This window comes from Microbacterium sp. UBA3394 (assembly GCF_002358725.1).
GTDB lineage: Bacteria > Actinomycetota > Actinomycetes > Actinomycetales > Microbacteriaceae > Microbacterium > Microbacterium luteum.
This window is the reverse complement of the sequence record NZ_DEPK01000053.1, coordinates 1-3,750: the sequence shown is the minus strand read 5'-3', so window position 1 is coordinate 3,750 and position 3,750 is coordinate 1. Positions and strand designations below refer to the sequence as shown.

General features: G+C 66.7%; 2 protein-coding genes. Both read right to left on the bottom strand.

Going from position 1 to position 3,750, the window contains the following annotated elements; genetic code table 11:
- Positions 1–876, bottom strand: an 876-nt coding sequence (locus B4E30_RS02730; RefSeq protein WP_286793378.1) for a 1-deoxy-D-xylulose-5-phosphate synthase N-terminal domain-containing protein, incomplete at its 3' end; no start/stop codon positions are given.
- Between the two features lie 132 nt (positions 877–1,008).
- Positions 1,009–3,750: aconitate hydratase AcnA (gene acnA / locus B4E30_RS02725; protein ID WP_286793377.1), on the bottom strand; the 2,742-nt coding region annotated here is incomplete at its 5' end.

Here is a 3,750-nt window from a genome sequence, read left to right as displayed (position 1 = left end):
TTCGACCGCGGGCCGGAACCCGCGCCCCTTCTCGGTGATCGCGTGCACGATGACCGGCGCGCCGAAGGCCTTCGCGAGCTCGAAAGTTTCCAGGAGCGCCTCGAGGTCGTGGCCGTCCACGGGACCGAGGTACTTGATGTCGAGGTTCGAGTACAGCGCATCGTTGTTGACGAATCGCGAGAGAAATCCGTGCGTGCCGCCGCGAACACCCCGGTACATCGCTCGCGCGGCCGGCCCGAGCCGTCCGAACAGACTGGCGGAGCCATGCCGCAGCGACCGGTACGCGTCCGCCGTGCGCACCTTGTTCAGATAGCGCGCCATGCCGCCGATCGTGGGCGCGTACGAGCGGCCGTTGTCATTGACGACGATCACGAGGCGTCGGTCGTTGTCATCGGAGATGTTGTTGAGTGCCTCCCAGGTCATCCCTCCGGTCAGCGACCCGTCGCCGACGACGGCGACGACGTGCCGGTCGTCCCGGCCGGTGCGGGTCAGCGCGCGGGAGATCCCGTCGGCCCAGCTCAGCGAACTCGACGCGTGCGAGGACTCCACGACGTCGTGCTCGCTCTCCGCGCGCTGCGGATAGCCCGCGAGGCCGCCACGTGATCTCAGGCCGGCGAAGTCCTGCCTGCCGGTGAGCATCTTGTGGACGTAGGACTGATGGCCGGTGTCGAACACGAACGGATCCCGGGGCGAGTCGAAGACGCGATGAAGCGCGATGGTGAGTTCCACGACCCCGAGGTTCGGTCCCAGGTGTCCACCCGTGCGTGACACGTTCTCCACGAGGAAGGCGCGAACCTCGTCGGCCAGCTGCCGCAGCTGCGCGACGCTGAGTCGGTCGAGATCTCGTGGTCCTCTGATGGAGGGGAGAATCGCCATCGTGCCCTCTTCGTCGTCGTCCATGGCTCCGGCTCATCGGTTCGAGACGCCTGGCCGTCAGTCTATCCGCCGACAGCCGCAGACGGGTGAGGCCCCGGCTCGATCGAGCCGGGGCCTCACCTCCTGCGCAGGTCAGACGAGCGAGCGCAGTACGTACTGCAGGATGCCGCCGTTGCGGTAGTAGTCGGCCTCACCGGGGGTGTCGATCCGCACGGTCGCGTCGAACTCGATCGTCTTCGCCCCGTCGGCCGAGAACTCACTCGGCTCGGCGGTGACGCGCACGGTCTTGGGCGTCACCCCTTCGTTCAGCTTCTCGAGACCCGTGATCGAGATGATCTCGGTGCCGTCGAGACCGAGGGACTCCCAGCTCTCACCGGCCGGGAACTGCAGCGGCACGACGCCCATTCCGATGAGGTTCGAGCGGTGGATGCGCTCGAAGCTCTCCGTGATGACCGCCTTGACGCCCAGCAGCCGGGTGCCCTTGGCCGCCCAGTCGCGCGACGAACCGGACCCGTACTCCTTGCCGCCGAACACCACGAGCGGCGTGCCCTGCGCCTGGTAGTTCATGCTGGCGTCGTAGATGTACGACTGCGGCCCACCCGGCTGGGTGAAGTCCCGCGTGTAGCCGCCCTCGACGACCTGGCCGTCGTTGACCGCTGCGACGAGGGAGTTCTTGAGGCGGATGTTCGCGAACGTGCCGCGGATCATCACCTCGTGGTTCCCCCGGCGCGAGCCGTACGAGTTGAAGTCCTTGCGCTCCACGCCGTGTTCGGTGAGGTACTCGGCCGCGGGGGTGCCGGGCTTGATGTTGCCCGCCGGACTGATGTGGTCGGTGGTGACGGAGTCGCCCAGGGTCGCCATGACCCGCGCGCCGGTGATGTCCTGCACCGGCGTCAGCTCCATCGTCATGTCGTCGAAGTACGGCGCCTTGCGGACGTACGTCGAGTCCTCGGCCCACTCGAACGTCGGGCCGCTGGGGGTCGGCAGGCTCTTCCAGCGCTCGTCGCCTTCGAACACCGTCGCGTACTGCTTGATGAACTGCTCACGGGAGATCGAGGAGTCGATGATCTCCTGCACTTCGTCCGTCGCCGGCCAGATGTCCGACAAGAAGACGTCGTTGCCGTCGCTGTCCGTGCCCAGCGGATCGCTCTCGAAGTCGAAGTTCATGGATCCGGCCAGCGCATAGGCGACCACCAGCGGCGGCGACGCGAGATAGTTCATCTTCACGTCGGGGCTGATGCGACCCTCGAAGTTCCGGTTGCCCGAGAGCACCGCGGTCACCGCGAGATCGTTGTCGTTGATCGCCGTGGAGACCTCTTCGATGAGCGGACCCGAGTTGCCGATGCAGATCGTGCATCCGTAGCCGACCGTGTAGAACCCGAGACCTTCGAGGGCCTTGTCCAACCCGGACTTCTCGTAGTAGTCGGTGACGACCTTCGAGCCGGGCCCGAGGGTGGTCTTGACCCACGGCTTGCTCTTCAGGCCCTTGTCGAGCGCCTTCTTCGCGAGGAGCCCAGCGGCGATCATGACCGACGGGTTCGAGGTGTTGGTGCACGAGGTGATCGCCGCCAGCGCGACGGAGCCGTGGTCGAGCGTGAAGGACGCGCCGTCGGCCGTGGTCACCGGTGAGGGCTTGGAGGCGACCTTGGGCGCGTGCGAGCGGTGGTGGTGCTCGTGCTCGCTCTCGGAATCCTCCGGGCTCAGTCCGGGCGGGTCCGATGCGGGGAAGGACTCGGAGATCGTGAGGTCGACCAGATCGTGGTCGACGTCGGCGTAGTTGGTGAGATCCTTCTCGAACTGCTCCTTCGCCTCGGCCAGCAGGATGCGGTCCTGCGGGCGCTTCGGGCCGGCGATGGACGGGACGACGGTCGACAGGTCGAGTTCCATGTACTCGCTGAAGGCGGGTTCGCGCGAGGGATCGTGCCACAGCGACTGCTGCTTCGCGTACTGCTCGACCAGCGAGACAGCCTGTTCGTCGCGACCCGTCAGCCGCAGGTAGTCCAGGGTCACATCGTCGACGGGGAACATCGCCGCCGTCGAGCCGAACTCCGGGCTCATGTTGCCGATCGTCGCCCGGTTGGCCAGGGGAACCGATCCGACACCGTCGCCGTAGAACTCCACGAACTTTCCGACGACGCCGTGCTTGCGCAGCATGTCGGTGATCGTGAGCACGACGTCGGTCGCGGTGACGCCCGCGGGGATCTCTCCGGTGAGCTTGAAGCCGACGACGCGCGGAATGAGCATCGACACGGGCTGGCCGAGCATCGCGGCCTCGGCTTCGATGCCACCGACGCCCCAACCGAGCACGCCCAGGCCGTTCACCATCGTGGTGTGGGAGTCGGTGCCGACACACGTGTCGGGGTAGGCCCGCAGCACGCCGTCGACGCTGCGGTCGTAGATCACCTTCGCCAGGTGCTCGATGTTCACCTGGTGCACGATGCCGGTCCCCGGCGGCACGACCTTGAAGTCGTCGAAGGCGGTCTGGCCCCAGCGCAGGAACTGGTAGCGCTCGCCGTTGCGCTGATACTCGATCTCGACGTTGCGCTCCAGCGCGTTCTCGGAGCCGAAGAGGTCCGCGATGACGGAGTGGTCGATCACCATCTCGGCGGGCGAGAGCGGGTTGATCTTCTTCGGATCCCCTCCCAGGGCCGTCACGGCCTCGCGCATGGTGGCCAGGTCCACGATGCACGGCACACCGGTGAAGTCCTGCATGACCACGCGCGCCGGAGTGAACTGGATCTCGGTGTCGGGCTCCGCCTGCGGGTCCCATCCGCCCAGTGCTTCGATCTGCGCCTTCGTGACGTTGGCGCCGTCCTCGGTGCGCAGAAGGTTCTCCAGAAGCACCTTCAAGCTGAACGGCAGCTTCTCGTACCC